This window comes from Thermomonas sp. LB-4 (assembly GCF_036409385.1).
Taxonomy (GTDB): Bacteria; Pseudomonadota; Gammaproteobacteria; order Xanthomonadales; family Xanthomonadaceae; genus Thermomonas.
The window spans coordinates 267,172-292,599 of record NZ_JAXOFT010000003.1; the positions used below are offsets into that span (position 1 = coordinate 267,172).

At 71.1% G+C, this 25,428-nt stretch carries 32 protein-coding genes and 1 pseudogene; 12 read left to right on the plus strand and 21 right to left on the minus strand.

Annotated elements, in window-relative coordinates:
- Positions 1-5: 5 nt before the first annotated feature.
- The gene (hemE, locus tag SPK54_RS04495) at positions 6-1,067 is read right to left on the minus strand and encodes a uroporphyrinogen decarboxylase (protein ID WP_330946733.1); all 1,062 of its coding nucleotides are present in this window, start codon (positions 1,065-1,067) and stop codon (positions 6-8) included.
- Positions 1,068-1,160: 93 nt separating this feature from the next.
- Positions 1,161-1,415: a WGR domain-containing protein gene (locus SPK54_RS04500; RefSeq protein ID WP_330946734.1), complete on the minus strand. Its 255-nt coding sequence runs from the start codon at positions 1,413-1,415 to the stop codon at positions 1,161-1,163.
- A 99-nt stretch (positions 1,416-1,514) separates the two neighbouring features.
- Between SPK54_RS04500 and SPK54_RS04505 the strand changes: the two genes are divergently transcribed.
- Positions 1,515-1,895 (plus strand): VOC family protein, encoded by a 381-nt coding sequence (locus tag SPK54_RS04505; protein WP_330946735.1) that lies wholly within the window; start codon positions 1,515-1,517, stop codon positions 1,893-1,895.
- 12 nt (positions 1,896-1,907) lie between these two features.
- On the opposite strand, the gene aroB is transcribed toward SPK54_RS04505, so the two are convergent.
- Positions 1,908-3,008: a 3-dehydroquinate synthase gene (gene aroB / locus SPK54_RS04510; RefSeq protein WP_330946770.1), complete on the minus strand. Its 1,101-nt coding sequence runs from the start codon at positions 3,006-3,008 to the stop codon at positions 1,908-1,910.
- Positions 3,009-3,050: 42 nt separating this feature from the next.
- Positions 3,051-3,539 (minus strand): annotated as a pseudogene (locus SPK54_RS04515) (shikimate kinase); the annotation flags it as partial.
- Between the two features lie 109 nt (positions 3,540-3,648).
- Between SPK54_RS04515 and SPK54_RS04520 the strand changes: the two are divergent.
- Genes SPK54_RS04520 through SPK54_RS04530 form a run of 3 tightly spaced genes read left to right on the plus strand, consistent with a single transcriptional unit; the run spans position 3,649 to position 5,296 of the window.
- Positions 3,649-3,852, plus strand: a complete 204-nt coding sequence (locus tag SPK54_RS04520) for a dodecin family protein (protein WP_330946736.1) — start codon at positions 3,649-3,651, stop codon at positions 3,850-3,852.
- 38 nt (positions 3,853-3,890) lie between these two features.
- Positions 3,891-4,487 carry a pyridoxamine 5'-phosphate oxidase gene (gene pdxH, locus SPK54_RS04525; protein WP_330946737.1) on the plus strand — a complete coding sequence of 199 codons (597 nt, stop codon included), beginning with the start codon at positions 3,891-3,893 and terminating at the stop codon, positions 4,485-4,487.
- Positions 4,484-5,296: a cobalamin-binding protein gene (locus SPK54_RS04530; protein ID WP_330946738.1), complete on the plus strand. Its 813-nt coding sequence runs from the start codon at positions 4,484-4,486 to the stop codon at positions 5,294-5,296. The genes pdxH and SPK54_RS04530 overlap by 4 nt, the downstream gene beginning before the upstream one ends.
- A gap of 201 nt (positions 5,297-5,497) precedes the next feature.
- Here the strand turns inward: SPK54_RS04530 and SPK54_RS04535 are convergent, their stop codons facing one another.
- From SPK54_RS04535 to SPK54_RS04545, 3 genes are all read right to left on the minus strand, one after another.
- Complete coding sequence (locus SPK54_RS04535) at positions 5,498-5,974, minus strand: DUF4426 domain-containing protein (RefSeq protein ID WP_330946739.1); 477 nt, start codon at positions 5,972-5,974, stop codon at positions 5,498-5,500.
- A gap of 8 nt (positions 5,975-5,982) precedes the next feature.
- Positions 5,983-6,807: a pyrroline-5-carboxylate reductase gene (proC, locus tag SPK54_RS04540; RefSeq protein WP_330946740.1), complete on the minus strand. Its 825-nt coding sequence runs from the start codon at positions 6,805-6,807 to the stop codon at positions 5,983-5,985.
- A gap of 72 nt (positions 6,808-6,879) precedes the next feature.
- Positions 6,880-7,533 carry a YggS family pyridoxal phosphate-dependent enzyme gene (locus SPK54_RS04545; RefSeq protein ID WP_330946741.1) on the minus strand — a complete coding sequence of 218 codons (654 nt, stop codon included), beginning with the start codon at positions 7,531-7,533 and terminating at the stop codon, positions 6,880-6,882.
- Positions 7,534-7,709: 176 nt separating this feature from the next.
- Here SPK54_RS04545 and SPK54_RS04550 point away from each other — a divergent pair, with 176 nt between their 5' ends.
- Genes SPK54_RS04550 through SPK54_RS04570 form a run of 5 tightly spaced genes read left to right on the plus strand, consistent with a single transcriptional unit; the run spans position 7,710 to position 11,970 of the window.
- Entirely contained in the window at positions 7,710-8,747 is a 1,038-nt protein-coding gene (locus SPK54_RS04550; RefSeq protein WP_330946742.1) for a type IV pilus twitching motility protein PilT, read from the plus strand.
- A gap of 47 nt (positions 8,748-8,794) precedes the next feature.
- Positions 8,795-9,925: a PilT/PilU family type 4a pilus ATPase gene (locus SPK54_RS04555; RefSeq protein WP_330946743.1), complete on the plus strand. Its 1,131-nt coding sequence runs from the start codon at positions 8,795-8,797 to the stop codon at positions 9,923-9,925.
- Positions 9,926-9,967: 42 nt separating this feature from the next.
- Positions 9,968-10,534 (plus strand): YqgE/AlgH family protein, encoded by a 567-nt coding sequence (locus SPK54_RS04560; protein WP_330946744.1) that lies wholly within the window; start codon positions 9,968-9,970, stop codon positions 10,532-10,534.
- Positions 10,531-11,007, plus strand: a complete 477-nt coding sequence (ruvX, locus tag SPK54_RS04565) for a Holliday junction resolvase RuvX (protein WP_330946745.1) — start codon at positions 10,531-10,533, stop codon at positions 11,005-11,007. Before SPK54_RS04560 ends, ruvX begins: the two co-directional genes overlap by 4 nt.
- 30 nt (positions 11,008-11,037) lie before the next feature.
- On the plus strand, positions 11,038-11,970 hold the full coding sequence (locus SPK54_RS04570) for an aspartate carbamoyltransferase catalytic subunit (RefSeq protein WP_330946746.1): 933 nt from the start codon (positions 11,038-11,040) through the stop codon (positions 11,968-11,970).
- Positions 11,971-11,976: 6 nt separating this feature from the next.
- Here the strand turns inward: SPK54_RS04570 and mgtE are convergent, their stop codons facing one another.
- From mgtE to SPK54_RS04635, 13 genes are all read right to left on the minus strand, one after another.
- Entirely contained in the window at positions 11,977-13,338 is a 1,362-nt protein-coding gene (mgtE, locus tag SPK54_RS04575; protein WP_330946747.1) for a magnesium transporter, read from the minus strand.
- Between the two features lie 217 nt (positions 13,339-13,555).
- A complete protein-coding gene (gene ptsP, locus SPK54_RS04580; RefSeq protein ID WP_330946748.1) occupies positions 13,556-15,277 on the minus strand; it encodes a phosphoenolpyruvate--protein phosphotransferase in 1,722 nt (573 codons plus the stop codon).
- On the minus strand, positions 15,277-15,546 hold the full coding sequence (locus SPK54_RS04585) for an HPr family phosphocarrier protein (protein WP_330946749.1): 270 nt from the start codon (positions 15,544-15,546) through the stop codon (positions 15,277-15,279). Before SPK54_RS04585 ends, ptsP begins: the two co-directional genes overlap by 1 nt.
- 24 nt (positions 15,547-15,570) lie before the next feature.
- Entirely contained in the window at positions 15,571-15,963 is a 393-nt protein-coding gene (locus SPK54_RS04590) for a PTS sugar transporter subunit IIA (protein WP_330946750.1), read from the minus strand.
- A gap of 123 nt (positions 15,964-16,086) precedes the next feature.
- Positions 16,087-16,956, minus strand: coding sequence for an RNase adapter RapZ (gene rapZ / locus SPK54_RS04595; protein ID WP_330946751.1), 870 nt, complete (start codon positions 16,954-16,956; stop codon positions 16,087-16,089).
- Positions 16,953-17,909, minus strand: a complete 957-nt coding sequence (gene hprK / locus SPK54_RS04600; protein WP_330946752.1) for an HPr(Ser) kinase/phosphatase — start codon at positions 17,907-17,909, stop codon at positions 16,953-16,955. Before hprK ends, rapZ begins: the two co-directional genes overlap by 4 nt.
- A gap of 39 nt (positions 17,910-17,948) precedes the next feature.
- Positions 17,949-18,275, minus strand: a complete 327-nt coding sequence (gene raiA / locus SPK54_RS04605) for a ribosome-associated translation inhibitor RaiA (protein ID WP_330946753.1) — start codon at positions 18,273-18,275, stop codon at positions 17,949-17,951.
- Positions 18,276-18,336: 61 nt separating this feature from the next.
- Complete coding sequence (locus SPK54_RS04610) at positions 18,337-19,758, minus strand: RNA polymerase factor sigma-54 (RefSeq protein WP_330946754.1); 1,422 nt, start codon at positions 19,756-19,758, stop codon at positions 18,337-18,339.
- 73 nt (positions 19,759-19,831) lie between these two features.
- Positions 19,832-20,551: an LPS export ABC transporter ATP-binding protein gene (lptB, locus tag SPK54_RS04615; protein ID WP_330946755.1), complete on the minus strand. Its 720-nt coding sequence runs from the start codon at positions 20,549-20,551 to the stop codon at positions 19,832-19,834.
- Entirely contained in the window at positions 20,551-21,072 is a 522-nt protein-coding gene (lptA, locus tag SPK54_RS04620) for a lipopolysaccharide transport periplasmic protein LptA (RefSeq protein WP_330946756.1), read from the minus strand. The genes lptB and lptA overlap by 1 nt, the downstream gene beginning before the upstream one ends.
- Positions 21,056-21,610: an LPS export ABC transporter periplasmic protein LptC gene (gene lptC / locus SPK54_RS04625; protein WP_330946757.1), complete on the minus strand. Its 555-nt coding sequence runs from the start codon at positions 21,608-21,610 to the stop codon at positions 21,056-21,058. The genes lptA and lptC overlap by 17 nt, the downstream gene beginning before the upstream one ends.
- Positions 21,607-22,152 (minus strand): HAD hydrolase family protein, encoded by a 546-nt coding sequence (locus SPK54_RS04630; RefSeq protein ID WP_330946758.1) that lies wholly within the window; start codon positions 22,150-22,152, stop codon positions 21,607-21,609. Before SPK54_RS04630 ends, lptC begins: the two co-directional genes overlap by 4 nt.
- Complete coding sequence (locus tag SPK54_RS04635; RefSeq protein WP_330946759.1) at positions 22,152-23,138, minus strand: KpsF/GutQ family sugar-phosphate isomerase; 987 nt, start codon at positions 23,136-23,138, stop codon at positions 22,152-22,154. Before SPK54_RS04635 ends, SPK54_RS04630 begins: the two co-directional genes overlap by 1 nt.
- Before the next feature lie 66 nt (positions 23,139-23,204).
- On the opposite strand from SPK54_RS04635, the gene SPK54_RS04640 reads away from it, so the two are divergent.
- Both SPK54_RS04640 and murA read left to right on the plus strand, forming a co-directional pair.
- The gene (locus tag SPK54_RS04640; protein WP_330946760.1) at positions 23,205-23,438 is read left to right on the plus strand and encodes a BolA/IbaG family iron-sulfur metabolism protein; all 234 of its coding nucleotides are present in this window, start codon (positions 23,205-23,207) and stop codon (positions 23,436-23,438) included.
- Positions 23,438-24,709 carry a UDP-N-acetylglucosamine 1-carboxyvinyltransferase gene (gene murA, locus SPK54_RS04645; protein ID WP_330946761.1) on the plus strand — a complete coding sequence of 424 codons (1,272 nt, stop codon included), beginning with the start codon at positions 23,438-23,440 and terminating at the stop codon, positions 24,707-24,709. The genes SPK54_RS04640 and murA overlap by 1 nt, the downstream gene beginning before the upstream one ends.
- A 19-nt stretch (positions 24,710-24,728) precedes the next feature.
- Here the strand turns inward: murA and SPK54_RS04650 are convergent, their stop codons facing one another.
- On the minus strand, positions 24,729-25,115 hold the full coding sequence (locus tag SPK54_RS04650; protein WP_330946762.1) for an ACT domain-containing protein: 387 nt from the start codon (positions 25,113-25,115) through the stop codon (positions 24,729-24,731).
- Between the two features lie 53 nt (positions 25,116-25,168).
- On the opposite strand from SPK54_RS04650, the gene SPK54_RS04655 reads away from it, so the two are divergent.
- The coding region (locus SPK54_RS04655; RefSeq protein WP_330946763.1) for a transposase at positions 25,169-25,428 on the plus strand (260 nt) is incomplete at its 3' end.

Genomic DNA, 25,428 nt, shown 5'->3' on the forward strand with positions numbered 1-25,428 from the left:
GGGGGTCAGCGCGCGCTGTAGGCGTGCACTTCGTCCACCAGCGCGGCCACGTGGTCGGGGTTCATGTCCGGCGACATGCCGTGGCCGAGGTTGAACACGTGGCCTTCGCGGCTGCCGCCGTTGCCGTCGCGGTAGCTGTCCAGCACCGCGCGCACCTGCGCGCGCACCGCCTCCGGACTGCCGTACAGCATCGCCGGATCCATGTTGCCCTGCAGCGCCACCCGGCCGCCGTTGCGGCGCGCGGCGTCTTCCAGGGTCACCGTCCAGTCCACGCCGATGGCGTCCGCGCCGCTGGTGAAGAGTGCGTCCAGGTGCGGGGCGTTGCCCTTGCCGAACAGGATCACCGGCACGCCGAGCACCTTCAGCGCAGTCGCAATCCGGGTGAGGTAGGGCAGCGAGAATTCGCGGTACATCAAAGGGCCCAGCGTGCCGCCCCAGGTGTCGAACACCTGCAGCGCCTGCGCGCCGGCCGCGTGCTGCGCGGTGAGATAGGCGATCACGGCGTCGGTGATGGTGGCCAGCAGGCGGTGCATCGCCGCCGGCTCATTCAGCGCCAGCGCCTTGACCTTGCCCCAGTCCTTGCTGCCGCCGCCTTCCACCATGTAGCAGGCCAGCGTCCACGGGCTGCCGGAGAAGCCGATCAGCGGCACGCTGCCGTCCAGCTCGCGGCGGATCAGGCTGACCGCGTCCATCACGTAGCGCAGGCTGCTGCCCATGTCCGGCACCGCCAGGCTGTCGATGTCGGCCACGCTGCGCAGCGGGCGCTCGAACTTAGGGCCTTCGCCTTCGACGAAATACAGCCCCAGGCCCATCGCGTCCGGCACGGTGAGGATGTCGGAGAACAGGATGGCCGCGTCCAGCGGGAACCGGCGCAGCGGCTGCAGGGTCACTTCGCAGGCGATTTCAGGATTCTTGGCCATGCCCAGGAAGCTGCCGGCGACCTTGCGGGTGGCGCGGTACTCCGGCAGGTAGCGGCCGGCCTGGCGCATCAGCCAGACGGGGGTCGCATCCACGGGTTCGCGGCGCAGCGCGCGCAGGAAGCGGTCGTTCTTGAGGGGGGTGGACAAGGTCTTTACTCCAGGGGGATGTGCTTGCCGGTGCGCGGCGCGGGGGCGGGAGCGGTCATGCGGGCCGGCGCTGGCCGGCCGCGGCGGCGGCGGTCATCTCGGCGCGTCCGCGCCCTGCGCGAACACCAGCTGGAAGCCTTTCTTCAGCTGCGCGTCGCGCTCCTTCTCCAGTGCCGCAAGGGCGCTGGGCTGGTCGCCGTACAGGGTCTTGCGCAGGGTGCTGCGGCCGCCGGTCTGGCCGGTTTCGCGCAACAGCTCCCAGCCGCCCAGCAGGTCGGGCTGGAGCTGGAGCTGGACGAAGCGCGGGGCTTCGCGGCCGTCGGGGCGTTGTTGCAGCAGCAGGCGCATGGGGCGGCATTGTAAGGTGCGGGACCGGCGCCCGCGCGTCCGGGGGCCGTGGGGCGCCGGTTGGCGGAGCGGATGCGGCAACGAACTCGGGAGAACCCTATGCAGCGCGTGACCGGTATTGGCGGCATCTTCTTCAAGTCCCCGGACCCCAAGCGCCTTGGCGCCTGGTACCGGGAGCACCTGGGCCTGGACGTCAGCGACTGGGGCGGCGTGGCGTTCCAGTGGGGCGGCCCCGACAGTCCGCCGGGGATGACGCTGTGGAGTCCGTTCGCGGCGGACACCGCCTACATGGCGCCCAGCACCGCCTCCTTCATAGTCAATTTCAGGGTCGCCGATCTCGAGGCGCTGCTGGCGGCGCTGCGCGCGGAAGGCTGCGAGGTGCTGGACAAGCGCGAAGACTCCGAATACGGCAAATTCGGCTGGGTGATCGACCCGGACGGCAACAAGATCGAGCTGTGGGAGCCGCCGCCGGGGCAGTGAGGCGCGCCGGCCTCAGTTGGCGTCGCGCAGCACCGCCAGCACCGCGGCCTCGTCCACGTCGGCGACGATCCGCGCGGCGCCGGGGCCATTCCACAGGATGAAGCGCAGCCCGCTGGCCTGGACCTTCTTGTCCAGCCGCATCCGCGCCAGCAGCGCTTCCGGCGCCAGCCCGGCGGGCACGTCCACGGGCAGGCCGAAGCGCAGCAGCAGCGCGCGCAGCGCCTCGGCATCGGCCCAGGAGGCCAGCCCCAGCGCGGCCGACAGGCGGGCGGCCAGCAGCATGCCCACCGCCACCGCCTCGCCGTGGTTGAGGCCGTCGGCATAGCCCTGTTCGGCTTCGATGGCGTGGCCGAAGGTGTGGCCGAAGTTGAGCAGCGCGCGCTCGCCGTGCTCCAGCGGGTCGCGCGCGGTGATCGCCGCCTTGTGCGCGCAGCTGCGGGCGATCGCCTCGGCCAGCGCGGCGGTGTCGCCGGCCAGCAGGGCGGCGCAGTGCGCATCCAGCCAATTCAGGAAGTCGGCATCGACGATCGCGCCGTACTTGATCACCTCGGCCAGGCCGGCGCGCAGCTCGCGGGGCGGCAGCGTGCGCAGGCTGGCGGTATCGGCCAGCACCGCGCGCGGGACGTGGAAGGCGCCGACCAGATTCTTGCCCTGCGGGATGTCCACCGCGGTCTTGCCGCCGACCGAGGAGTCCACCATCGACAGCAGCGTGGTGGGCAGCTGTACGATGTCGATGCCGCGCATCCAGCAGGCCGCGGCGAAGCCGGCCAGGTCGCCGACCACGCCGCCGCCCAGCGCATACACGCAGGCGTCGCGGGTGGCGCCCAGCGCCGCTAGTGCATCGATGAGGCCGGTGAAATTCGCAAGTGTCTTTTCCGCCTCGCCGGCGGCGATGACGTGGCGGGCGATGTGCAGCGCCGGCCGCGCGGCGCGCAGCGCGGCTTCCACGCGGTCCGCGTACAGCGGCGCGACGTTGGCGTCGCTGACCAGCAGCGCATGCCGGCCGCGCAGCGGCTGCGCCAGCAGCGCACCTTCGTCCAGCAGGCCGCTGCCGATGTGGATGGGGTAGGGCGCGGCGGCGGCGACGGTCAGGGTGTGCAGGGGCAGGTTCATGCCGGTGGTGGCTCCGCAGTCGTCGAGTTGCCGGGCCAGCGCCGCGACGGCGGGCTCGGGCGCAAGGCTGCCGGCGTCGAACAGCAGGTGCGCCGCGGCCCGGTACAGGGGTTCGCGCTGTGCCTGCAGCTCGGCGAGCCGCTGCGCGCGGTCGGGTGCCTGCAGCAGCGGGCGCGCTTGATCGTGTTGCAGGCGTGCGAGCTGGGTGGCGGCATCGACCTGCAGGTAGACGACGACCGCCGCGGCGCGCATCGCCGTGCGATTGGCTTCGGCCAGCACCGCGCCGCCGCCGGTGGCGATGACCGCGGCAGGCCCGCCGAGGACCGCCGCCAGCACGCGCGCCTCGCGGGCGCGGAAGCCGGCCTCGCCCTCGGCCGCGAACAGGGCGGCGATGCTGCACCCGGCGTCGGCCTCGATGCGCGCATCCACGTCCACGAACGGCCGTGCCAGCCGCGCTGCCAGCGCCCGGCCCAGCGTGCTCTTGCCGGACCCCATCGGGCCCACCAGGACGACGTGATCGCGGTTTTGCATTGCAACATGCTACCAGCGCCCGCCGCGTGGCCATCACTGCGCGGAATTAACGCGCCCGCGGCGATGCTGCGGCACCGGCAATCCGCCGGGAAGCCGCAGGAGAGACGCCATGTCCGTCGCCAAGGTCATCGAGCTCAACGCCTCGTCCAAGACCAGCATGGAGGACGCGGTGAAGCACGGATTGAAGAAATGCGCCGAGTCGGTCAAGAACATCAAGGGCGCCTGGGTGAACGAGATCAAGGTGGTCACCGACGAGGGCGGCAACGTGCAGGAGTGGCGGGTCAACCTGCGGATCAGCTTCGTGGTCGGGTAGGGCGTGCGCCGGGCCGCCGTGCGCGCGACAATGGCCGCATGCACAGCCTGCCCGACGACATCCTCGCCACCTTCCGGACCCTCTTCGACGAGGCCGCCGCGGCCGGCGAGCCCGACCGCACCGCAATGACGGTCGCGACTGCCGGCGAGGGGGGGCGTCCGTCCGCGCGCACCGTGCTGCTGAAGGCCTTCGACGCCGCCGGTTTCGTTTTCTACAGCCATCTCGACGGCCGCAAGGGCCGCGAGCTGCAGGCCAATCCGCAGGCGGCGCTGCTGTTCCACTGGCCGCGCGTGCGCAACGGCGTGCAGGTGCGGATCGAAGGCGAGGTCGAGCTGGTCGCGGACGCCGAGGCCGACGCCTATTTCGCCAGCCGGCCGCGGGTCAGCCAGCTGGGAGCCTGGGCCTCGCATCAGTCCGAAACGCTGGATGCGCGGGATACGTTCGAAGCGCGCCTGGCCCGCTACGAGGCCGAGTTCGAGGGCCGGGACGTACCGCGCCCGCCGCGCTGGACCGGGTTCCGGGTGGCGCCGCGCGCGGTCGAGTTCTGGTACGCAGCGACCTTCCGCCTGCACGAGCGCTGGCTGCACGAACGCGCGGCGGACGGCACCTGGTCGAAGCGGATGCTGTATCCGTGAGCCGTGCGGCGGTAGGGCCGCGGCGCATCGTCTGCCTGACCGAGGAGCCCACCGAAGTCCTGTACGCGCTGGGCGAGCAGGACCGCATCGTCGGCATCAGCGGCTTCACCGTGCGGCCGCCGCAGGCGCGCCGCGAGAAGCCCAAGGTCAGCGCCTTCACCAGCGCGAAGATCGGCGAGATTCTGAAGCTCGAACCCGATTTCGTGGTGGGCTTCTCCGACATCCAGGCCGACATCGCCCGCGAGCTGGTCAAGGCCGGCGTGGAGGTGTGGATTTCCAACCACCGCAGCGTCGAGGGCATCCTCGACTACGTGCGCCGGCTGGGCGCGCTGGTCGGCGCCGGCGCGCGCGCGCAGGCGTATGCGGACGAGCTGCGGCGCGGGCTGGATGCCATCGAACGCGAAGCCGCATTGCTGCCGCGCAGGCCCCGGGTCTATTTCGAGGAATGGGACGAGCCGCCGATCACCGGCATCCGCTGGGTGGCCGAGCTGGTGCGCATCGCCGGCGGCGATGACATCTTCCCGGAGCGCGCGGTCGAGCCGCTGGCGAAGGCGCGCATCCTCGAGGACGCCGCCGAAGTGGTCCGGCGCGCGCCGGACCTCATCCTCGGCAGCTGGTGCGGCAAGAAGTTCCGCCCGGAGAAGGTCGCCGCGCGCCCGGGCTGGGACGCGATTCCCGCGGTGCGCGCCGGCCAACTGCACGAGATCAAGTCGCCCGTCATCCTGCAGCCGGGGCCGGCGGCGTTGACCGTGGGCGTGGCGCAGATCGCCGCCATCGTGCGGGCGTGGAGTGCGCGGCAGGCGGGGTGAGCCGCCGGTGATGCGCCTGTTGCACGGGTTGCAGCCGGGGCCGGTATCGCGCCCGCGCATGGCGGCGCCAGTGGCGCCCGCGTCCCTCGTGCTTCCGCTATCTTGTTGCGGGCGTGGCTTGCGGCGCGCCGTTGCCCGGCCCGATCCGCCGCATCGGGACTGCAGTCCCGGCGCCGCGATGCCGGGCAGAGGCGGCCTTGATCAGCGCGGATACAGCTCCGTGGTCGTGTTCATTTCCGCGCGCGCGCCGCTGCGGCTGGCGGTGACGTGGAACCGCACGCTGGCCGGCGGCTGGGCCGGGAACACGCCCACGTAGTCGGTCAGGTTGCCGACTACGATGCGCTGCAGCTCCAGCGGCCGCGGCGGGTCCGGCAGCACGGCGGCGGTGGCGGTCAGCTGCAGGTCGCCGGGCGGCAGGGCGTCGCCGTTGGCATCGCGCAGGGTGACCAGCAGCAGCGCCCCGTCGTGGCTGCGGTCGAAGCCGTAGCGGGCGGCCAGGGCCGGTTCAAGATTGGCGATGGCCATGGACGAAGCCTGCAGGGTCGCTCCGCCCACGGTCACGGTGGCGGCGGCGATGCTGGCAGGTGCGGCGGGCGTGGCGACCGGCGCGTCGCGCCCGCAGGCGGACAGCAGCGCGGCGGCCAGCAGGGGGCAAAGCAGGGCGGATTGGGGGCGCATGCGGGGCCTCAGTCGTTGGCGGCGGACAGGGCTGCGCCGCGGACGCGGGCAGCGTGGATGGCAGCGGCGACCAGCGTGCGGAAGCCGCCGGCCTCGAAGGTTTCGATGGCTGCCTGGGTGGTGCCGCCGGGCGAGGTCACCCGGCGGCGCAACTCGGCCGCGTCGACATCGGATTCGGTCAGCATGCGCGCCGCCCCCAGTACCGTCTGCAGCGCCAGCGCGCGCGCCGCGTCGGCGGGCAGGCCTTCCTCCACGCCGGCGGCCACCATCGCTTCGGCCAGCAGGAAGACATAGGCCGGGCCGCTGCCGGACACCGCGGTCACCGCGTCCATCCGCGCCTCGTCTTCGATCCAGACGGTGGTGCCGGCGGCCGACAGCAGGGTTTCCGCGAACTGCCGGCTGGCGGCGTCCACCGCGGCATTGGCGTACAGCCCGGTGGCGCCGGCGCCGAGCAGGGCCGGGGTGTTCGGCATCGTCCGCACCACCGGCAGCGCGGCATCGCCCAGCCAGCGCGCGATCTGCGCGGTGGTGATGCCGGCCGCAATCGACACCAGCAGCGGCCGTGCCGCCCGCGCCTGCGCGGCCAGCGCTTCGCAGACTTCGCGCAGCACCTGCGGCTTGGTCGCCAGCACCCAGGTATCGGCGCCCGCGACCGCTTCCGCGCCGGTCTCGAACGCCGCCACGCCGAAGTCGGCATGCAGCGCCTCGCGCAGCGCGGAGACCGGTTCGGCCACCCGGATGGTGCCGGGGGCGTGGCCCCGCGCCACCAACCCGCCAATCAGGCTGCGCGCCATGTTGCCGCCACCGATGAAGGCGATATCGCCGTTGTTCATGCCTGGACTCCTGTTCCGTGGGCCTGCGCCCGTTGTCATGTGTGCGGCCGCATGGGCCGCGGTGCGCTCGCGTCAGCCCGTTTGCCTGGCGTCCCGGGCGCCGAACAGCGCGCTGCCGATGCGCACCATGGTGGCGCCTTCCTCGATCGCCTCGACGTAGTCCTCGCTCATGCCCATCGACAGGGTGTCCATACCGGGGTGGCGCGCGGCGGTGGCGTCGAACAGGGCGGACATCGCCCGGAACGCGGCGCGGCGGCGCGCCATGTCCGGATCGGGGGCGGGGATCGCCATCAAGCCGCGCAGGCGCAGCGTGGGCCGGCCGGCGATGGCGGCGGCCAGCGCCTCCACCTGGTCCGGGCGGCAGCCGTGCTTGCCGGCCTCGTCGTCGATGTTGACCTGGATGAGCACGTTGAGCGGCGGATGCGCCGCCGGGCGGTGCCTGGCCAGGGCGTCGACCAGCTTGTCGCGGTCCACCGTCTGCACCCAGTCGAAGGCCCGCGCGGCGGCATCAGCCTTGTTGGACTGCAGGTGGCCGATCAGGTGCCACTCCAGCCCCAGCCCGCGCAGCGCCTCGATCTTGGGCAATGCTTCCTGCACGTAGTTCTCGCCGAACGCGCGCTGCCCCGCTGCCGCCATCGCGGCGATGGCATCGGCGTCGCGGGTCTTGGATACCGCCAGCAGCCGCGGCGCTGGCCTGTCGGGCAGCCGGCTCGCGTTCTCGATCATGGACAGGGCCGTCCGCAGCGCGGAGGCAGCGGGGATGGTGGCGGGCAGGGGCGGCTGCGGCACGGTGTTGTACGCTGGCGTCGGTGGCGCTCATACTGCCTGCGGGGTGCGGCCGGTGCCAACCACCGGGCCGGTGCAGCAGGTTTCATTCAAACGTTTAGGCGCAAGGGGAACGCATGGATATCGCCGAACTTCTGGCATTCTCGGTCAAGAACAAGGCCTCGGACCTGCATCTGTCCGCGGGCCTGCCGCCGATGATCCGCGTCGACGGCGACGTCCGCCGGATCAACATCCCGGCGCTGGACCACAAGCAGGTGCACGCGCTGGTCTACGACATCATGTCCGACAAGCAGCGGCGCGACTTCGAGGAATTCCTCGAAGTCGACTTCAGCTTCGAGATCCCTGGCCTGGCCCGCTTCCGCGTCAACGCGTTCAACCAGAACCGCGGCGCCGGCGCGGTATTCCGCACCATTCCCTCCGAGGTGCTGACGCTCGAGGACCTGGGCTGCCCGCGCATCTTCAAGGAGCTGATCGAACAGCCGCAGGGCCTGATCCTGGTGACCGGGCCAACCGGTTCGGGCAAGTCGACCACGCTGGCGGCGATGATCGACCACATCAACAAGAACGAATACAGCCACATCCTCTCGGTGGAGGATCCGATCGAGTTCGTGCACACCTCGCAGAAGTGCCTGATCAACCAGCGCGAAGTGCACCGCGACACCCACGGCTTCAACGAGGCGCTGCGCAGCGCCTTGCGCGAGGACCCGGACATCATCCTGGTCGGCGAGTTGCGCGACCTCGAGACCATCCGCCTGGCGCTGACCGCGGCGGAAACCGGCCACCTGGTGTTCGCCACCCTGCACACCAGCTCGGCGGCCAAGACCATCGACCGCATCATCGACGTGTTCCCCGCCGGCGAGAAGCCGATGGTGCGCTCGATGCTGTCGGAATCGCTGCGCGCGGTGATCGCGCAGGCGCTGCTGAAGAAGGTCGGCGGCGGCCGCACCGCGGCCTGGGAGATCATGGTCGGCACCCCGGCCATCCGCAACCTGATCCGCGAGGACAAGGTGGCGCAGATGTATTCCTCCATCCAGACCGGCCAGGGCCAGGGCATGCAGACGCTCGACCAGCACCTGCAGGAACTGGTCAAGCGCGGCATGGTCAGCCGCCAGCAGGCCCGCGAGTACGCCAAGGACAAGCGCCTGTTCGAATAATCGCCGGTCCGCCGGGCCGGCGCGCCAAGGACATCGGAGCATCCACGATGAGCAGCATCGACTTCACCTCCTTCCTCAAGCTGATGGCGCACCAGAAGGCGTCGGACCTGTTCATCACCGCCGGCATGCCGCCGTCGATGAAGGTCCACGGCAAGATCAGCCCGATCACCCAGAACCCGCTCACGCCGCAGCAGTCGCGCGACCTGGTGCTGAACGTGATGTCGCCCTCGCAGCGCGAGGAGTTCGAGAAGACCCACGAATGCAACTTTGCCATCGGCGTGGCCGGCGTGGGCCGCTTCCGCGTGAGCTGCTTCTACCAGCGCAACCAGGTCGGCATGGTGCTGCGCCGCATCGAGACGCGCATCCCGACGGTGGAGGAGCTCAGCCTGCCGCCAATCGTCAAGACGCTGGCGATGACCAAGCGCGGCATCATCATCTTCGTCGGTGCCACGGGCACGGGTAAATCGACGTCGCTGGCGGCGATGATCGGCTACCGCAACGCCAATTCGACGGGTCACATCATCACCATCGAGGACCCGATCGAATTCGTGCACAAGCACGACGGCTGCATCATCACCCAGCGCGAGGTCGGCATCGACACCGACAGCTGGGACAACGCGCTGAAGAACACCCTGCGCCAGGCGCCGGACGTGATCATGATCGGCGAGGTGCGCACCCGCGAGGGCATGGACCACGCCATCGCCTTCGCCGAAACCGGCCACCTGGTGCTGTGCACGCTGCACGCCAACAACGCCAACCAGGCGATGGACCGCATCATCAACTTCTTCCCGGAAGACCGCCGCAGCCAGCTGCTGATGGACCTGTCGCTGAACCTCAAGGGCGTGGTGGCGCAGCAGCTGATCCCGACCCCGGACGGCAAGGCCCGCCGGGTGGCGATGGAGATCCTGCTGGGCACCCCGCTGGTGCAGGACTACATCCGCGACGGCGAAGTCCACAAGCTCAAGGAAGTGATGAAGGAATCGGTCCAGCTGGGCATGAAGACCTTCGACCAGAGCCTGTTCGAGCTCTACCAGGCCGGCGAGATCAGCTACGAGGATGCGCTGCGCTACGCCGACTCGTCCAACGAGGTGCGCCTGCGCATCAAGCTGGCGCAGGGCGGCGACGCCCGCACGCTGTCGCAGGGCCTGGACGGGGTGGAGATCGCAGAGGCGCGCTGACCGCTGCGGCCGGCGGCGCGCCGGCCACGCTAGAATGCGTGCATGGATGAGCACGGCCAACGCTTCGGCAACCACCTGCTGATCGCGCTGCCGTCGCTGCGCGACCCGTATTTCGAGCGCAGCGTCACCCTGATCTGCCAGCACGATGGCGACGGCGCGATGGGGGTGATGGTCAACCGTCCCTCCGAATACACCCTCGGCGAGGTGTTCCGGCAGATGGGCATCGCCAGCGATGATGCCGCGCTGCAGGCGCAGGTGGTGCTGGCCGGCGGCCCGGTGCATCCGGAGCGCGGTTTCGTCCTGCACGACGGCGGCCATGCGTTCGACTCCAGCCTGGAAGTCGGCGACGGCCTGTACCTGACCACCTCGCGCGACGTGCTGGAGGCGATGGCGCGCGGCGACGGCCCGCAGCAGGCGCTGGTGGCGCTGGGCTGCGCGGGTTGGGGCGAAGGCCAGCTGGAGCAGGAACTGGTCGACGACAGCTGGCTGCTGGTGCCCAACCGCAGCGACGTGCTGTTCCAGCTGCCGATCGCGCAGCGCTGGCAGGCCGCGGCCGGCAGCATCGGCATCGACCTGCTCAACCACGCCAGCCACAGCGGGCACGCATGAGCGAAGAAGCCGCTGCGCCGCAGATCCGCCCGGACGGTACCGTGCTGGGGTTCGACGTCGGCATGCGCCGGATCGGGGTGGCGGTGGGCAATGCGCTCACCGGCAATGCCAGTGCGATTGCCGTCGTCGATGTGCATGCGGCCGGGGCGGACTGGGCGCACGTGGACCGGCTGCTGCGCGAATGGCGGCCCGATGGCCTGGTGGTCGGCGACCCGATGACCCTGGACGGCGGCGACCAGCCGATCCGAAAAGCCGCGCGCGCCTTTGCCGCCCAGCTGCGCCAGCGCACCCGACTGCCGGTGGCGATGATCGACGAGCGCAACAGCTCGCAGGAAGCCGCGCGCCGTTTCGCCGCCGCGCGCGCCGACGGCCGCCGCAAGCGTCGCGACGCCGAGGTGCTGGACGCGGTGGCGGCGGCGGTCATCGTCGAGCGCTGGCTGTCCTCGCCGCGCGACGCCCAGCCGGTGGACTGATTTCCCCTTTCACCCCCTTTCTGGACTGCCATGAATCCGCATACCGACGCCGACGGCCGCCTCCGCCACCTGCTGGACCTGGAGCGCCTGCCGCTGGCGCAGCTGGACGCGCTGCTGCGTCGCGCGCAGGCCTTCGCCGGGGGCGCGCAGGCGCCGTCCGCGCTGGCCGGCGCGGCGGTGTGCACGCTGTTCTTCGAGCCGTCCACCCGCACCCGCCTGAGCTTCCAGCTGGCGGCGCAGCGGCTGGGCGCGCACATCCTCAACTTCGATGCCTCCACCTCGTCGGCCACCAAGGGCGAAACCGATCTCGATACCTTCCGCACCATCCAGGCGATGGGCGTGCGCGGCTTCGTGGTGCGCCACAAGGCCGACGGCGCGGTGGCGGCGCTGGCAGCGGCGGCGAACCCGGGCGTGGCGCTGCTCAACGCCGGCGACGGCCGCAGCCACCATCCCACCCAGGGCCTGCTGGACATGCTGACCCTGCGGCAGGCCAAGGGCGACGACTTCTCGGGGCTGAAGGTGGTCATTGCCGGCGACGTGAAGCATTCGCGCGTGGCCCGCAGCGACCTGCACGCCCTGCGCGCGCTGGGCTGCGGCGAGATCCGCGTGTGCGGCCCGGCCGCGCTGCTGCCGGACGACGGCACCCTGGCCGGCTGCGTCGTCACCCACGATTTCGACGCGGCGCTGGAGGGCGTGGATGCCGTCATGTGCCTGCGCCTGCAGCGCGAACGCATGGCCGAGGGCCTGGTCGCCTCGCTGGACGACTACCACCGCGACTACGGCCTCAGCGCCGCCCGTTTGCGCCGTGCGGCGCCGGACGCCATCGTCATGCATCCCGGGCCGATGAACCGCGGCGTGGAGATCGCCGACGACGTCGCCGACGGGCCGAGCTCCCGCGTGCTGGCGCAGGTCGCCAACGGCGTGGCGGTGCGGATGGCGGCGCTGGAAGCGCTGCTGGGTTGAGCGCGCTCAGCGCAGCAGCACCACCGTCGCCAGCCCCAGGAAGGTGAAGAATCCCATCACGTCGGTGACCGTGGTCAGGAAGATGCTGCTGGCCAGCGCCGGATCGTAGCCGGCGCGCTTGAGGGTCACCGGCACCAGCACCCCGGCCAGCGCGGCGAACACCAGGTTGCAGGTCAGCGCGATGAAGATCACCAGCGACAGCCCCACGCTGTGGAACCAGGCCAGCACGATCAGGCCCAGCAGCGCGCCCAGCACCAGCCCGTTGAGCAGCGCCACGCGGGCTTCCTTCCACAGCAGGGGCTTGATGTTGGACGCGCCCACCTGGCCCAGCGCCAGCCCGCGCACCATCAGCGCCAGCACCTGGGTGCCGGCGTTGCCGCCCATGCCGGCCACGATCGGCATCAGCACCGCCAGCGCCACCAGCTTGTCGATGGTGGCCTCGAACTGGCCGACCACGCTGGCGGCCAGGAAGGCGGTGCACAGGTTGATCGACAGCCACACCAGCCGGCGCCGCATCGCGCGCCAGACCGGGCTGAACAGGTCCTCGTCCTCGTCCAGGCCGGCGGCCGACAGCACCTGGTGTTCGGCCTGCTCGCGGATGATGTCGACCACGTCGTCGATGGTGATGCGGCCGAGCAGGATGTTGTTGTCGTCCACCACCGGTGCGCTGATCCAGTCGTGGTCGGAGAACTGGCGCGCCACTTCGCTCGACGTCTCGTTGACGTCGATGGCCGGCTGCTCGTCGTCCAGCAGCTGGTTGATCGGCGTGCCGGCTTCGTGGGTCAGCAGCGCCTGCAGGGCGATCCGGCCCAGGTACTGGTGGCGCTTGCTGACCACGTACAGGTGGTCGGTGTGGTCGGGCAGTTCGCCGCGCAGGCGCAGGTAGCGCAGCACCACGTCGATGGTGGTGTCGGCGCGCACCGTCACCACGTCCGGGTTCATCAGGCGGCCGGCGCTGTCCTCGTCGTAGGACAGCACCTGTTCCAGCCGCTCGCGGTTCTCGCGGTCCATCGACTTCAGGACTTCGTCGATCACCGTGTCCGGCAGGTCTTCGACCAGGTCGGCCAGGTCGTCGATGTCGAGGTCGGACGCGGCGGCGACCAGCTCGTCCTGGTCCATGTCGGCGATCAGGCCTTCGCGCACCTCGTCGCCGACGTGGACCAGCACCTCGCCGTCGTCCTCGGGATCCACCAGCCCCCACACCACGGTGCGCTTGCCGGGCGGCAGCGATTCCAGCAGGTTGCCGATCTCGGCCGGGGAGAGGGTGTTGACCAGCCGCCGCACCGGGCCCAGCCGGCCGCTGTCCAGCGCGTCGCTGAGCAGGCGCAGCTGGCGCGCGGTCTTGTCGTGGCGGATGGGTTCGGCCATGCGCGGCGTCCGGTGGCGGGGTGGGCCGCGACCGGGGCATCGACGGGATGCCTTGCGAGCCGCAGCGGATCAGGCGTTCATAGTGCGGGCATTATCGCCTGCGGCGCTGCGAATGCCCACCCTGCGCGGGTGTCGCCTTCGGCGGATCTGCGGCTTGTCATTCCCGCCCTGGCTGGAATGACGGGCTGGAGCGAGGCGTTTCGTCTTTACCGCCCAGCTATGCGGGCGTGTGCGCGGTCAGCCAGGCTTCGATGCCGTCGCGGTGGCGCGCGCGCAGCAGCGCCGGCGCGGCGGCGCGCAGGCGGCCGAGGTCGCAGCCGCGGATGGTGCGGCGCACCTCCAGCAGGGTGGCCGGGTGCAGGCTCAGCTCGGTCAGTCCCAGCGCCAGCAGCAGCGGCACGAACGCGGGATCGGCGGCGATTTCGCCGCAGACCGTGACCGGCTTGCCGCGGCGCTGGCCGGTCCGCACCACGTCGCGCAGCACCCGCAGCACCGCCGGGTGCAGCGGCGAATACAGGCCCTCCAGCGCCTCGTTGGTGCGGTCGGCGGCCAGCAGGTACTGCACCAGGTCGTTGGTGCCGATCGACAGGAAGTCGCACAGGCCGACGAAGGTCGGCAGCGCCAGCGCCGCCGACGGCACCTCAATCATCGCGCCCAGCGGGATCTGCGCGGCGGTTTCGCGGCCTTCTGCGCGCAGCTCGCGCAGCACGTCCTCCAGCGCACGGCGGACGGCGCGGACTTCCTCGCCGCCGCTGACCATCGGCACCAGCACCCGCAGCGGGCCGTAGCCCGAGGCGCGGGCGATGGCGCGCAGCTGGGTGTGCAGCAGCCCGCTGCGCGCCAGCGACAGGCGCACGCCGCGCAGGCCCAGCGCCGGATTGGGCTCGTCGCGCAGCGCCAGCCCAGTCTTGTCGGCCTTGTCGGCGCCGAGGTCGAGGGTGCGGATGGTGACGGTGCGGCCGGTCATCGCCAGCACCGCGTCGCGATAGGCGCGGAATTGCGCCTCCTCGTCGGGCAGTTCGCTGCTGCCGAGGAACAGGAACTCGGTGCGGTACAGTCCGACCCCGGCGGCGCCGAGCGCATGCGCCTCGGTGACGTCGTTGCGCGATTCCGCGTTGGCCCACAGCTTGATGTCGATGCCGTCCAGCGTGCGGGTGGGTTCGCGGCGCAGACGGTTGAGCTGGCGCCGTTCCCGCTTGATCTCGGCGACGCGTCGGTGGTGCTCGCGCAGGTCGGCCGCGTCCGGCTCCAGCACCACCAGGCCGCTGCCGCCGTCGATCGCCAGCACGTCGCCGTCGTTGATCTTCAGCAGCGCCTGCGCGGCGCCCACCACCAGCGGCAGGTGCAGGCTGCGCGCCAGGATCGCGCTGTGCGAGAGCTGGCTGCCGCCGGCGGTCACCACGCCCACCACGCCCTGCGCCTGCAGTTCCGCCAGTTCCGCCGGGGCCACGGTGTCGGTGACCAGGATTTCGCCGGAAGCCCCCTGCAGCGCCGCGCGCTGGCTGTGCAGGGCGGCGTGCAGGCGGCCGATCACCTGGTCGATGTCGTCGATGCGGCTGCGCAGGTAGGGGTCGTCCATGCCCTCGAACACCGCGGCGATGCGGTTGCGCTGCAGGCGCAGGGCGGAGTCGGCGGTATACAGCCCGGTGCGGATCAGGGCATCGATGCCGGAGAGCAGCTCGGGGTCGTCCAGCAGCAGCGCGTGCAGGTCGAGGAACTCGCCGATCTCCTGCGCCAGCGCGCCGTGCAGGCGCTCGCGCAGGTCGCGCATCTCGGTGCGCACCGTCGCCACGGCGTCATGGAAGCGCGCCAGTTCCGGCTCCACCTCGTCGGGCGGAATCCGTGCTTCTTCGATGTCCAGCGCGTGCGGCAGGCGCACGCGGGCCCGTCCAAGCGCGCTGCCGCGGGCGGCGGCGGTGCCGGACAGGACCTGGCGCATCAGCTGTCCTCGTCGAAGCGGCGCTCGAACAGCGCCGCCACCGCATCGGCGGCGGCCTGTTCGTCCTCGCCGTCCACGCGCAGCACGACCTCGGCCCCGGGACCGGCGGCGAGCAGCATCACGCCCATGATGCTCTTGGCGTTCACTTCGCGGCCGCGCGCTTCCAGCGTGGCCTGGCAGCGGAAACCCGACAGCAGTTGCACCAGCTTGGCGGTGGCACGGGCGTGCAGGCCAAGGCGGTTGGTGATGGTCAATTCGCGGCGGATCACGCGCGTGCTCCGCGGTGGCGGGGGTCAGGCATCATCGATGATGGCTCCATTGCGCGAACCGGCGGCGGCCACCGACGGCAGATCGTCCAGATCCAGCTCCGCGTAGTTCATGACCCGCAGCAGCATCGGCAGGCTCAGCGCCGACACGCGGTGCGCTGGCGTGCCGATGCGCGCCAGCTTGGCGGCGATGTTGGCGGGAGTGGCGCCGTACAGGTCGGTCAGCACCAGCACGCCGTGGCCGCCATCGACCCGGCGCATCGCCGCGCTGGCCAGCGGCAGCATCGCCTCGGGGTCGGCATCGAACGGCACCTCGAAGGCCTCGCAGGCCAGCGGCAGGTTGCGCAGCAGGCGCGTGGCCACGGCCAGCAGCGCGCTGCCGACGCCTTCATGGGTGACGAGGAGGATGCCGACGGACATCCCGCAAACTTAACAGACGCAGGCAATGCCGCGAAAGCGCCCCGTCGCTGCCAGGCCGCAGTGCGGCACCTGGCTTGCGGGTGGCTGGGTGCCGGTTCGGCCGCGCCGCGCGCGGGGGGCGGCTCAGTCCAGCTCGCGGTGGTGGACCGCCACCTCCGCCCAGCCGCTTTCGCGGCAGTGGCGGGCCAGCCGCTCGGCGAGGTACACCGAGCGATGGCGGCCGCCGCTGCAGCCGAACGCGATGGTGGCGTAGCTGCGGGTTTCCGAGCGCAGCTTGGGCAGCCAGCTGTCCAAGAAGGCCTGCACCTGGCCGGCGTAGGCGATCACGTCGGGTTCGGCGTCGAGGTGCTCGCGCACCTCCGGGTCGCGCCCGGACAGCGGCCGCAGGCGCGCATCCCAGTGCGGGTTGGGCAGCACCCGCGCGTCGAACACGAAATCGGCGTCGGGCGGCACCCCGTGGCGGTAGGCGAACGACTGGAACAGCAGCGACAGCCCGGTGCCGGACAGGCCGAACTCGGCCAGGATGCGTCGGCGCATCTGGTGGACGTTCAGCTCGCTGGTGTCGATGCGGATGTCGGCGATCTGCCGCAGCGGCTTCAGCGCCTGCCGGTCCAGCGAGATCGCGTCCGCCAGCACCAGCCCGAGGTGGCTGAGCGGATGCCGGCGGCGGGTGTCCGCATAGCGGCGCAGGATCACCTCGTCGCGCGCTTCCAGGTAGAGCAGGCGCGGATTGGCGCCCAGCGCGCCGACCTGCGACAGCGCGGTGGGCACCTCGGCCAGGTCTCCGAGGTTGCGGGCGTCGATGACCACCGCGATCTTCGAAGGTGCCGATTCGCCGTTCTGCAGCAGGCGCACGAACTCCGGCAGCAGCTCCGCCGGCAGGTTGTCCACGCAGTAGTAGCCGAGGTCCTCCAGCGTGTGCAGCGCCCCCGACTTGCCGGAGCCGGACATGCCGCTGACGATCAGCATGGTCGGCATCTCGCGTGCGTTCATTGCGCGGCATGCTCCAGGAAATGGCTGTGACGCGCCATGAACGCGGCGGCCGGATCGATGCCCTTGCTGCGCAGAATGTGCATGCGGGTGGCGGCCTCGGTGAGCACGGCCAGGTTGCGGCCGGCCATGACCGGGATGGTGATCATCGGCACGTCCAGGTCCAGCACGCGGCGCGTGCCGAGGTCGCCGGTCAGCCGCTCCATCCCGCCCGGGGTGGGTTCCAGCAAGGGCTTGGTGAGGTGGACGATCAGGCGCAGGTACTTGTTCCGCTTGACCGCGGTGTCGCCGAACATCTGCCGGATGTTGAGCACGCCCAGCCCGCGCAGCTCCAGCATGTCCTGCAGCAGCTCGGGGCAGGCGCCGTCCAGCACGTCCGGTGCGATCTGGGTGAACTCGGGCGCGTCGTCGGCGACCAGACGGTGGCCGCGGGTCACCAGTTCCAGCGCCAGCTCGCTCTTGCCGGAACCGGATTCGCCGGTGATCAGCACGCCGATCGAATAGATCTCCATGAACACGCCGTGCAGGGTGACCCGCGGCGCCAGGGTGCGCGCCAGCATGTACTGCAGGTGGTTGAGCAGCTCATGGCCGCGCCGCGGCGACACCCACAGGGGGGTGTCGGATTCCTCCGCGGCGATGCGCAGGTCTTCCGGGCAGGACTGGCTCTTGCTGATGACCAGCGCCAGCGGGCGGAAGTCGATGATCTTGTGGATGGTTTCCCAGCGCTGGCGGGCGTCCAGCCCGTCCAGCCATTCCAGTTCCTCGGTGCCCAGGATCTGCACCTTGTTGGGGTAGATGGCGTTGAGGTAGCCCGCCAGCGAGGGCCGGCGGGCTACCGTGTCCACCGCTTCCAGCACGCGCTGGCCGCCGGTTTCCTGGCCGGCTACCCAGCGCAGCGACAGCCGCTCCTGCTGGTTGGCGAACAGTTCGGCGGCGGTGATGCGGGCGGCGCTCATGCGGTGCGGGAGATTCGGTGGCGGATCATCGGCATGGGCTCAGTCGACCGTGCCCATCCGGGCCAGCCCTTCGCCGCGGCGCTGCTCGACCAGCTTCTCCTTGTGCTTGATCAGCTGCCGGTCCAGCTTGTCCACCAGCAGGTCGATCGCCGCGTACATGTCCTGGCCCAGGGCATCGGCATGCAGCTTGCGGCCGGCAAGGGTGACGTTGGCCTCGGCCTTGTGATCCGGCTTTTCCAGCCCGAGCTGGACGCGGATTTCGCAGTCGCCTTCGAAGTGCCGGCCGAGCCGCTCGAAGCGGGTCTCCACGTAGCTGCGCAGCGCGGGCGTGACGTCCATCTGCTGGCCGTAGGTTTCGATCTGCATCTTGACCTCCTTCTGCTGTGGCCGCCGGCAGGGTGCCTGCGGCCGGGGGGGGCGCACCGGCTCAGCCGATGCGCATACGCTCGTGCGATGCCGGGATCTGCAGGGCTTCGCGGTACTTCGCCACCGTCCGCCTCGCCACCGGCACGCCTTCCGCCTTCAACGTATCGGCAAGCCGTGCATCCGACAAGGGCTTGCGCGGGTTCTCGCCCGCCACCAGTTGGCGGATGCGGTCCTGGATCGCGGTGCTGGACGCGCTGCCGCCATCAAAGGTGCCGATGCCGGAGGCGAAGAAGTCGCGCAGCGCCAGCGTGCCGCGCGGGGTGCGCACGTACTTGCGGGCGATCGCGCGCGACACCGTGGACTCGTGCAGGCCCAGTTCCGCGGCCACGCTGCGCAGGGTCAGCGGGCGCAACGCCTGCGGGCCGAACTCCAGGAACGCCGCCTGCTCCCGCACCAGGCAGCGCACCACCCGCAGCAAGGTGTCGGCGCGCGCCTCGAGGCCCTTCAGCAGCCAGCGTGCTTCCTGCAGGTGGCCCCGCAGGTAGTCGGCGTCGCAGCTGCTGGCGTGCCGGATCATCTGCTGGTAATCGCGCTGGATCGCCACCCGCGGCAGCGCGCTGCCCGCCAACGCCACCTGCCACAGGCCGTGCTGGCGCCACACCACGCAATCGGGGCGGATGTAGCTGCCGGCAGGCAGGGCCCCGTGCTGGGCGCCGGGGCGCGGATCCAGCGTGCGCAGCAGCTGGACCGCGGTCGCGGCCTCGGGCGCGGCGCAGCCGAGCAGCGCGCTGACGCCCTCGATGCCGAGCTTCGGCAGCTGTCGCAGCGGTCCCGCCGCGATCGTCAGCGCGGTGTCGCGCCCGGGCGTTTCCGCCGGCAGCGCCTGCAGCTGCAGGCGCAGGCATTCGCCGAGGTCGCGCGCGCCGACGCCAATCGGGTCGAACTGCTGGATCCGGTGCAGGACGGGCAGCATCTCCGCGGGCGTGGTGTCGATCTCAGCGCGCAGGCTGGCGGCCAGTGCCGGCAGGTCCTCGCGCAGGTAGCCGTCCTCGTCGATGGCGTCGATCAGGGCGATGCCGATGCGGGTGTCGCGCGGGCTGAAATGGCCCAGGTGCAGCTGCCACAGCAGGTGGTCCTGCAGCGATTCCTCGGCATCGGGCTGTTCGGTTTCGCCGCCATCGTCGAGCCCCGCGGCAGGCCCGGAGGCCTGCCACTGCTCGCTATCGGGCTCCCAGCGGTCATCCGTCGCGGGCTCGGCATCCGCGGCGGCAGGTTCGGGCGATGCGGTGCCGGCGGCAGGATCCGCCGCGGAATCGGCGGCAATGCCGTCGTCCTGCCAGTCCAGCAGCGGATTGCTGGCCACCGCTTCGGCCACCTCGGCCTCCAGCTCCGCAGCGGACAGCTGCAACAGGCGGATCGCCTGACGGAGCTGCGGGGTCAGGACCAGGTGTTGCTGCGTCGCGGGGGACAGGCGCTGCTTCATCCGCCCCCAGCATATCGCCAGCGGCGCTAAAAAACCGTCGGTGGCGGTGGGAGATGCCCGCCGTTGCGGTGCGTTACAGGCGGAAGCTGTCGCCCAGGTAGACCCGGCGCACGTCCGGGTTCTCCAGCAGCTCGGCGGGCGAACCCTGCGCCAGCACGCCGCCGTCGGCCAGGATGTAGGCGCGGTCGCAGATGCCCAGCGTTTCGCGCACGTTGTGGTCGGTGATCAGCACGCCGATGCCGCGCTGCTTGAGGTGGCGGACGATGCGCTGGATTTCGTTCACCGAGATCGGATCGACGCCGGCGAAGGGCTCGTCCAGCAGGATCATGCGCGGCTTGCCGGCCAGCGCGCGGGCGATCTCCACGCGCCGCCGCTCGCCGCCGGACAGGCTGGCGCCGAGCTGTTCGGTGACGTGGCCGATCTGCAGCTCGTCCAGCAGCGCGTTGAGTTCGTGCTCGCGGCCGTCCTCGTCCAAGTCGGGGCGCAGTTCCAGCACCAGCCGCAGATTGTCGGCCACGCTCAGTTTGCGGAACACCGACGGTTCCTGCGGCAGGTAGCCCAGGCCGAGCTTGGCGCGGGCGTACATCGGCAGGCCGGTGATGTCGGTGCCATCCAGCACGATGCGACCTGCGTCGGCGGGCACCAAGCCCACGATCATGTAGAAGCAGGTGGTCTTGCCGGCGCCGTTCGGGCCGAGCAGGCCAACCACTTCGCCCGGCTGCAGGGTCAGGCCGAAATCGCGCACGACCTCGCGCGAACGGTAGCGCTTGCGCAACCCTTCGGCGACCAGCATCAGGGCGAGCCCTTGCCGCTGCCCTGCGTTCCCTTCGGCAGGATCCGCATCTTGACCCGGCCGCCGGTGGTGCCGCCGCCGCTTTCCAACTGCCCGGTCTTGAGGTTGTAGACCACCCGTTCGCCGCTGAGACTGCCGCGCTGCTGGCTGATGTTGACGTTGCCGGTGAACACGATCACTTCGCTGCGCATGTCGTAGTCGACGCTGGCCGAGCGGGCGTCGATGTGGTCGCCATCGTCCATTTCCTGCTGCAGGGTGACGCCGCCGCTGAACTGGGCGCGGCTGGGCTTGCCCGCCACCTGGGTGACCACCGCCTTCTCGGCGACGATACGCAGGGTGCCCTGGGTGATGGTGGCCTGTCCGCTGAAGGTGCAGGTGGCGTTCTCGCCCAGGCCGCAGTCGCTGCGCGCGGCCTCGATGTCCATCGGCTGGTTGCGGTCGGAGATGCGCGCGGCGGCGGTGCCGGCGGCCAGCAGGGCCAGCGCCAGGACGCTGGCGGCTAATTCAGTCGTGCGGGACATAGTGGGTGCGTACCTGCGAGAGAAGCGAGACCTGCTGGCGGTCGAAGTCCGCCTCCAGACCGGTGCCGCGCATTGTAAGTCCGGGCCGGGTCACGGTGACGGCGGCGGTGGAGCGGGCGCGGTTGCGCTCCAGGTCCAGCGCCAGCCAGTCGGTTTCGATGCGGGTGGGCGGCGGCGCGTCGGCCGGGCTGTCCGCGCGCACCTGCCCGCGCAGTTCCAGCAGGTCGCCGCCGGCGGGAACGAAGCCCTGCTGCGCCACCACGTTCCAGTAGCGGCCCAGCCGGTCCGGCACCAGGAACTGCGGGGTGGCGAGGGTCATGGTGCGGTCGGCCGGGTCGCGCTGCAGCCTGGGGCCGCGCAGGGTGAACGATTCCTTGCCCTGCTTGTCCAGCGCGGTGATCTCGTAGTCCCGCAGCACGTAGTCGGGGCGGGTGCGCAGCACGCCGTCGTCGGCCGGGTGCGACATCCGCCACACCGACCAGCCGGTGGCGATCGCACCCAGCAACAGCAACAGGGTCAGGGACAGGCGCCAGTTCACGGATGCTCGCCGTGTTCGAGCAGCGCGTCGATGCGCCCCTGCGCGTGCAGCAGCAGGTCGCAGGCATCGCGCGCCGCGCCCTCGCCACCGCGGTGCGGGGTAACCCAGTGGGTCGCCGGCAGCACCCACGGGTGCGCGTTCGCCGGGGCGATGGCCAGGCCGACCGCGCGCATCGTCGCCAGGTCGGGCAGGTCGTCGCCCATGAAGGCGACCTGGTCCATGCCGATGTCCATCTCCGCCGCGATGCCGCGCATGCAGTCCAGCTTGCCGCGCTCGCCGATGTGCAGGCGCGCCACCTTCAGCTCGCGGCCGCGCGCCAGGGTGATCTCGCTGCGGCGCGCGCTGACCAGCGCCACCTCGATGCCGGCGTGGCGCAGCAGCACCAGGCCCAGCCCGTCCTGCACGTGGAAGCGCTTGTGCTCGCGGCCGTCGGCGTCGAACTGCAGGCCGCCGTCGGTCAGGGTGCCGTCGACGTCGAAGCCGATGAGTCGGATCCGCGCGGCGCGTTCGAGGACGTCGGCGGGGAAGGTGGGCATCGTCATCACACCACCCGCGCGCGCAGCAGGTCGTGGATGTTGAGCGCGCCGACCAGCCGGCCGTCGCCGCTGGTGACCAGCAGCGCGTTGATCTGGTGCGCTTCCATCAGCTGCGCGGCTTCCACCGCCAGCGCGTCGGCGTCGATGGTGCGCGGCGTGCGGGTCATCACCGCCTCGATGCGGGTGGCGCGCAGGTCCACTTGCGCATCGTCAAGGCTGCGACGCAGGTCGCCGTCGGTATACAGGCCCAGCAGGCGGTCGTCGGCATCGACCACCGCGGTCATGCCCAGCCGCTTGCGGCTCATTTCCATCAGCGCTTCGCTGATGCTGGCGTCCGGCGCCACCTTCGGCACGTCGTCGCCCACGTGCATGACGTCGGTGATGTGCAGCAGCAGGCGCCGGCCCAGCGCGCCGGCCGGGTGCGAACGGGCGAAGTCGTCGGCGGTGAAGCCGCGTGCTTCCAGCAGCGCCACCGCCAGCGCGTCGCCCATCGCCAGCGAGGCGGTGGTGCTGGAGGTGGGTGCGAGCTTGAGCGGACAGGCTTCGACCGGCACCGCCACGTCCAGGTGGACGTCGGCCTCGCCGGCCAGGGTGGACTGCGGCCGGCCGGTCATCGCGATCACCGTGTTGCCCTGGCGCTTCAGCGCCGGCAGCAGCAGCAGCAGCTCGTCGCTTTCGCCCGAGTACGACAGCGCCAGCAGCACGTCGGCGTCGGTCACCATGCCCAGGTCGCCGTGCGCGGCTTCGCCCGGGTGCATGTAGAAGGCGGGGGTGCCGGTGGAAGCCAGGGTGGCGGCGATCTTGCGCGCCACGTGCCCGGACTTGCCCATGCCGGTGCAGACCACGCGGCCGCGGCAGGCCAGCATCGCCCGGCAGGCGGCGCTGAACGCGCCGTCGACGCGTGCGGCCACGGCCGCCAGCGCGTCGGCTTCCACGGCGAACACGCGGCGGCCGCTGGCGGCGAAATCGAACTGTTCGGGGGCGGCGGGCATCACGGGTGCTCGGCGGGTTTCCGCTAAACTGGGCCGTTCAGTTTACGCGAGTCCCCCTGCCAGCCCATGAACGCCGACACCATCCGCCAGCTGATCGAATCCGGCCTGCCCGGCGCCCGCGCCGACGTCCGCGGCGACGACGGCGTCCATTTCGAGGCCATCGTGGTCTGCGCCGCCTTCGCCGGCAAGCTGCCGCTGGCCCGCCACCGCATGGTCAACGCCACCCTGGGCGCGCTGATGGGCCGCGAGATCCACGCCCTGCAGCTGAAGACCCTGACCCCCGAGGAGGCGGCCGCCTGATGCAGAAGATCGTGGTCGGCGGCGGCGCCCGCCTGGCGGGCGAAGTCCGCATCTCCGGCGCCAAGAACGCGGTGCTGCCGATCCTGTGCGCCACCCTGCTGGCGGATTCGCCGGTGCGGATCAGCAACGTGCCGCGCCTGCACGACGTGCTGACCACGGCCAAGCTGCTCGCCGGCCTGGGCGCCGGCGTGGCCCACGGCGCCGACGCGATGACCGTCGATCCGCGCAGCGTCGACAGCCACGTCGCGCCGTACGAGCTGGTCAAGACCATGCGCGCCTCGGTGCTGGTGCTGGGGCCGCTGCTGGCGAAGCAGGGCGTGGCCGAAGTCTCGCTGCCTGGCGGCTGCGCCATCGGCTCGCGCCCGGTGGACCTGCACATCAAGGGCCTGCAGGCGCTGGGCGCGGAGATCGTCGTCGAGCACGGCTTCATCAAGGCGCGCTGCGACGGCCGCCTGAAAGGCGCCCGCCACGTGTTCGAGCTGGTCAGCGTGGGCGCCACCGAGAACGTGCTGATGGCCGCGGCGCTGGCGGAAGGCACCACGGTGCTGGAAAACGCGGCGATGGAGCCGGAGATCGTCGACCTGGCCGACTGCCTCAACGCGATGGGCGCCCGCATCAGCGGGCACGGTTCGGCGCGCATCGTGGTCGAAGGGGTGGAGCGGCTGCAAGGCTGCGAACACGCGGTGGTCGCCGACCGCATCGAATGCGGCACCTTCCTCGTAGCCGCGGCCATGACCGGCGGCCGCGTCACCGCCACCCATGCGCGCGCCGACACCATGGATGCGGTGCTGGACAAGCTGCGCGAGGCCGGCGCGGAGGTCGCCATCGACACCACCGCAGATGCCGGCGACCGCATCACCGTCGACATGCACGGCAAGCGTCCGCGCGCGGTCAACATCACCACCGCGCCGCACCCGGCCTTCCCCACCGACATGCAGGCGCAGTTCATGGCGCTGGACTGCGTGGCCGACGGCGTGGGCGTAGTCAACGAGACGATCTTCGAAAACCGCTTCATGCACGTCAACGAGCTGCTGCGCCTGGGCGCGGACATCCGCGTGGACGGGCACACCGCGGTGGTGCGCGGGGTGGAGCGCCTGACCGGCGCGCCGGTGATGGCCACCGACCTGCGCGCCTCGGCCTCGCTGATCCTGGCCGGACTGGTGGCCGAGGGCGAGACCACCATCGACCGCATCTACCACCTCGATCGCGGCTACGAGAACATCGAAGCCAAGCTGTCCGCGCTGGGCGCCAGCATCCGCCGGATCGACTGAACCCGGCGTCCCGCCACGGTCATCCTTCCAGCGCGTGCCCGGCCACCCGCAGCGTCGCAAGTGCGCGCGGCAGGTCGGCGGCTTTCACCAGCAGGTAGTCGGTGTCGAAGGTGCTGACCGCGAAGATCCCGATGCGCGCTTCCGCCAGCGGCGCCAGCAGCGCCGCGAGGATGCCGACCTCGTCGAAGGCGAACGGCCCGTGCAGCTTGAGCGCGCGCCAGCCGCCGTCCACCCCCGGCGCGGGCGGCGCGGCCTCCTGCGGACACACGATCGACAGCTCATCGGCCGTCCGCGATACCGAGACGAAGCCCGGCGCCTCCAGCACGCCGGCGGGCACGGGCGCATCGGCAGGCAATCGCGCGACTGCGTAGGTCTGCGGCAGCAGCGAAAAGCGACGTCCCCCCACCTTTGAGTAGCACCGCGATCTGGAGTCCAATCCCCATCCGAAGGAGATTGGACGTGAAGAAGCGTTTTACCGAAGAACAGATCATCGGCTTCCTGCGTGAGGCCGAGGCCGGCTTGCCGGTCAAGGACCTGTGCCGCCGGCACGGCTTCAGCGAAGCCTCGTATTACCTGTGGCGCAGCAAGTTCAGTGGCATGAGCGTGCCCGACGCCAAGCGGCTGAAGGAGCTGGAGGCGGAGAACACCCGGCTGAAGAAGCTGCTGGCCGAGCAGATGTTCGAGAACGACGTGATCAAGGACGCCCTGCGAAAAAAGTG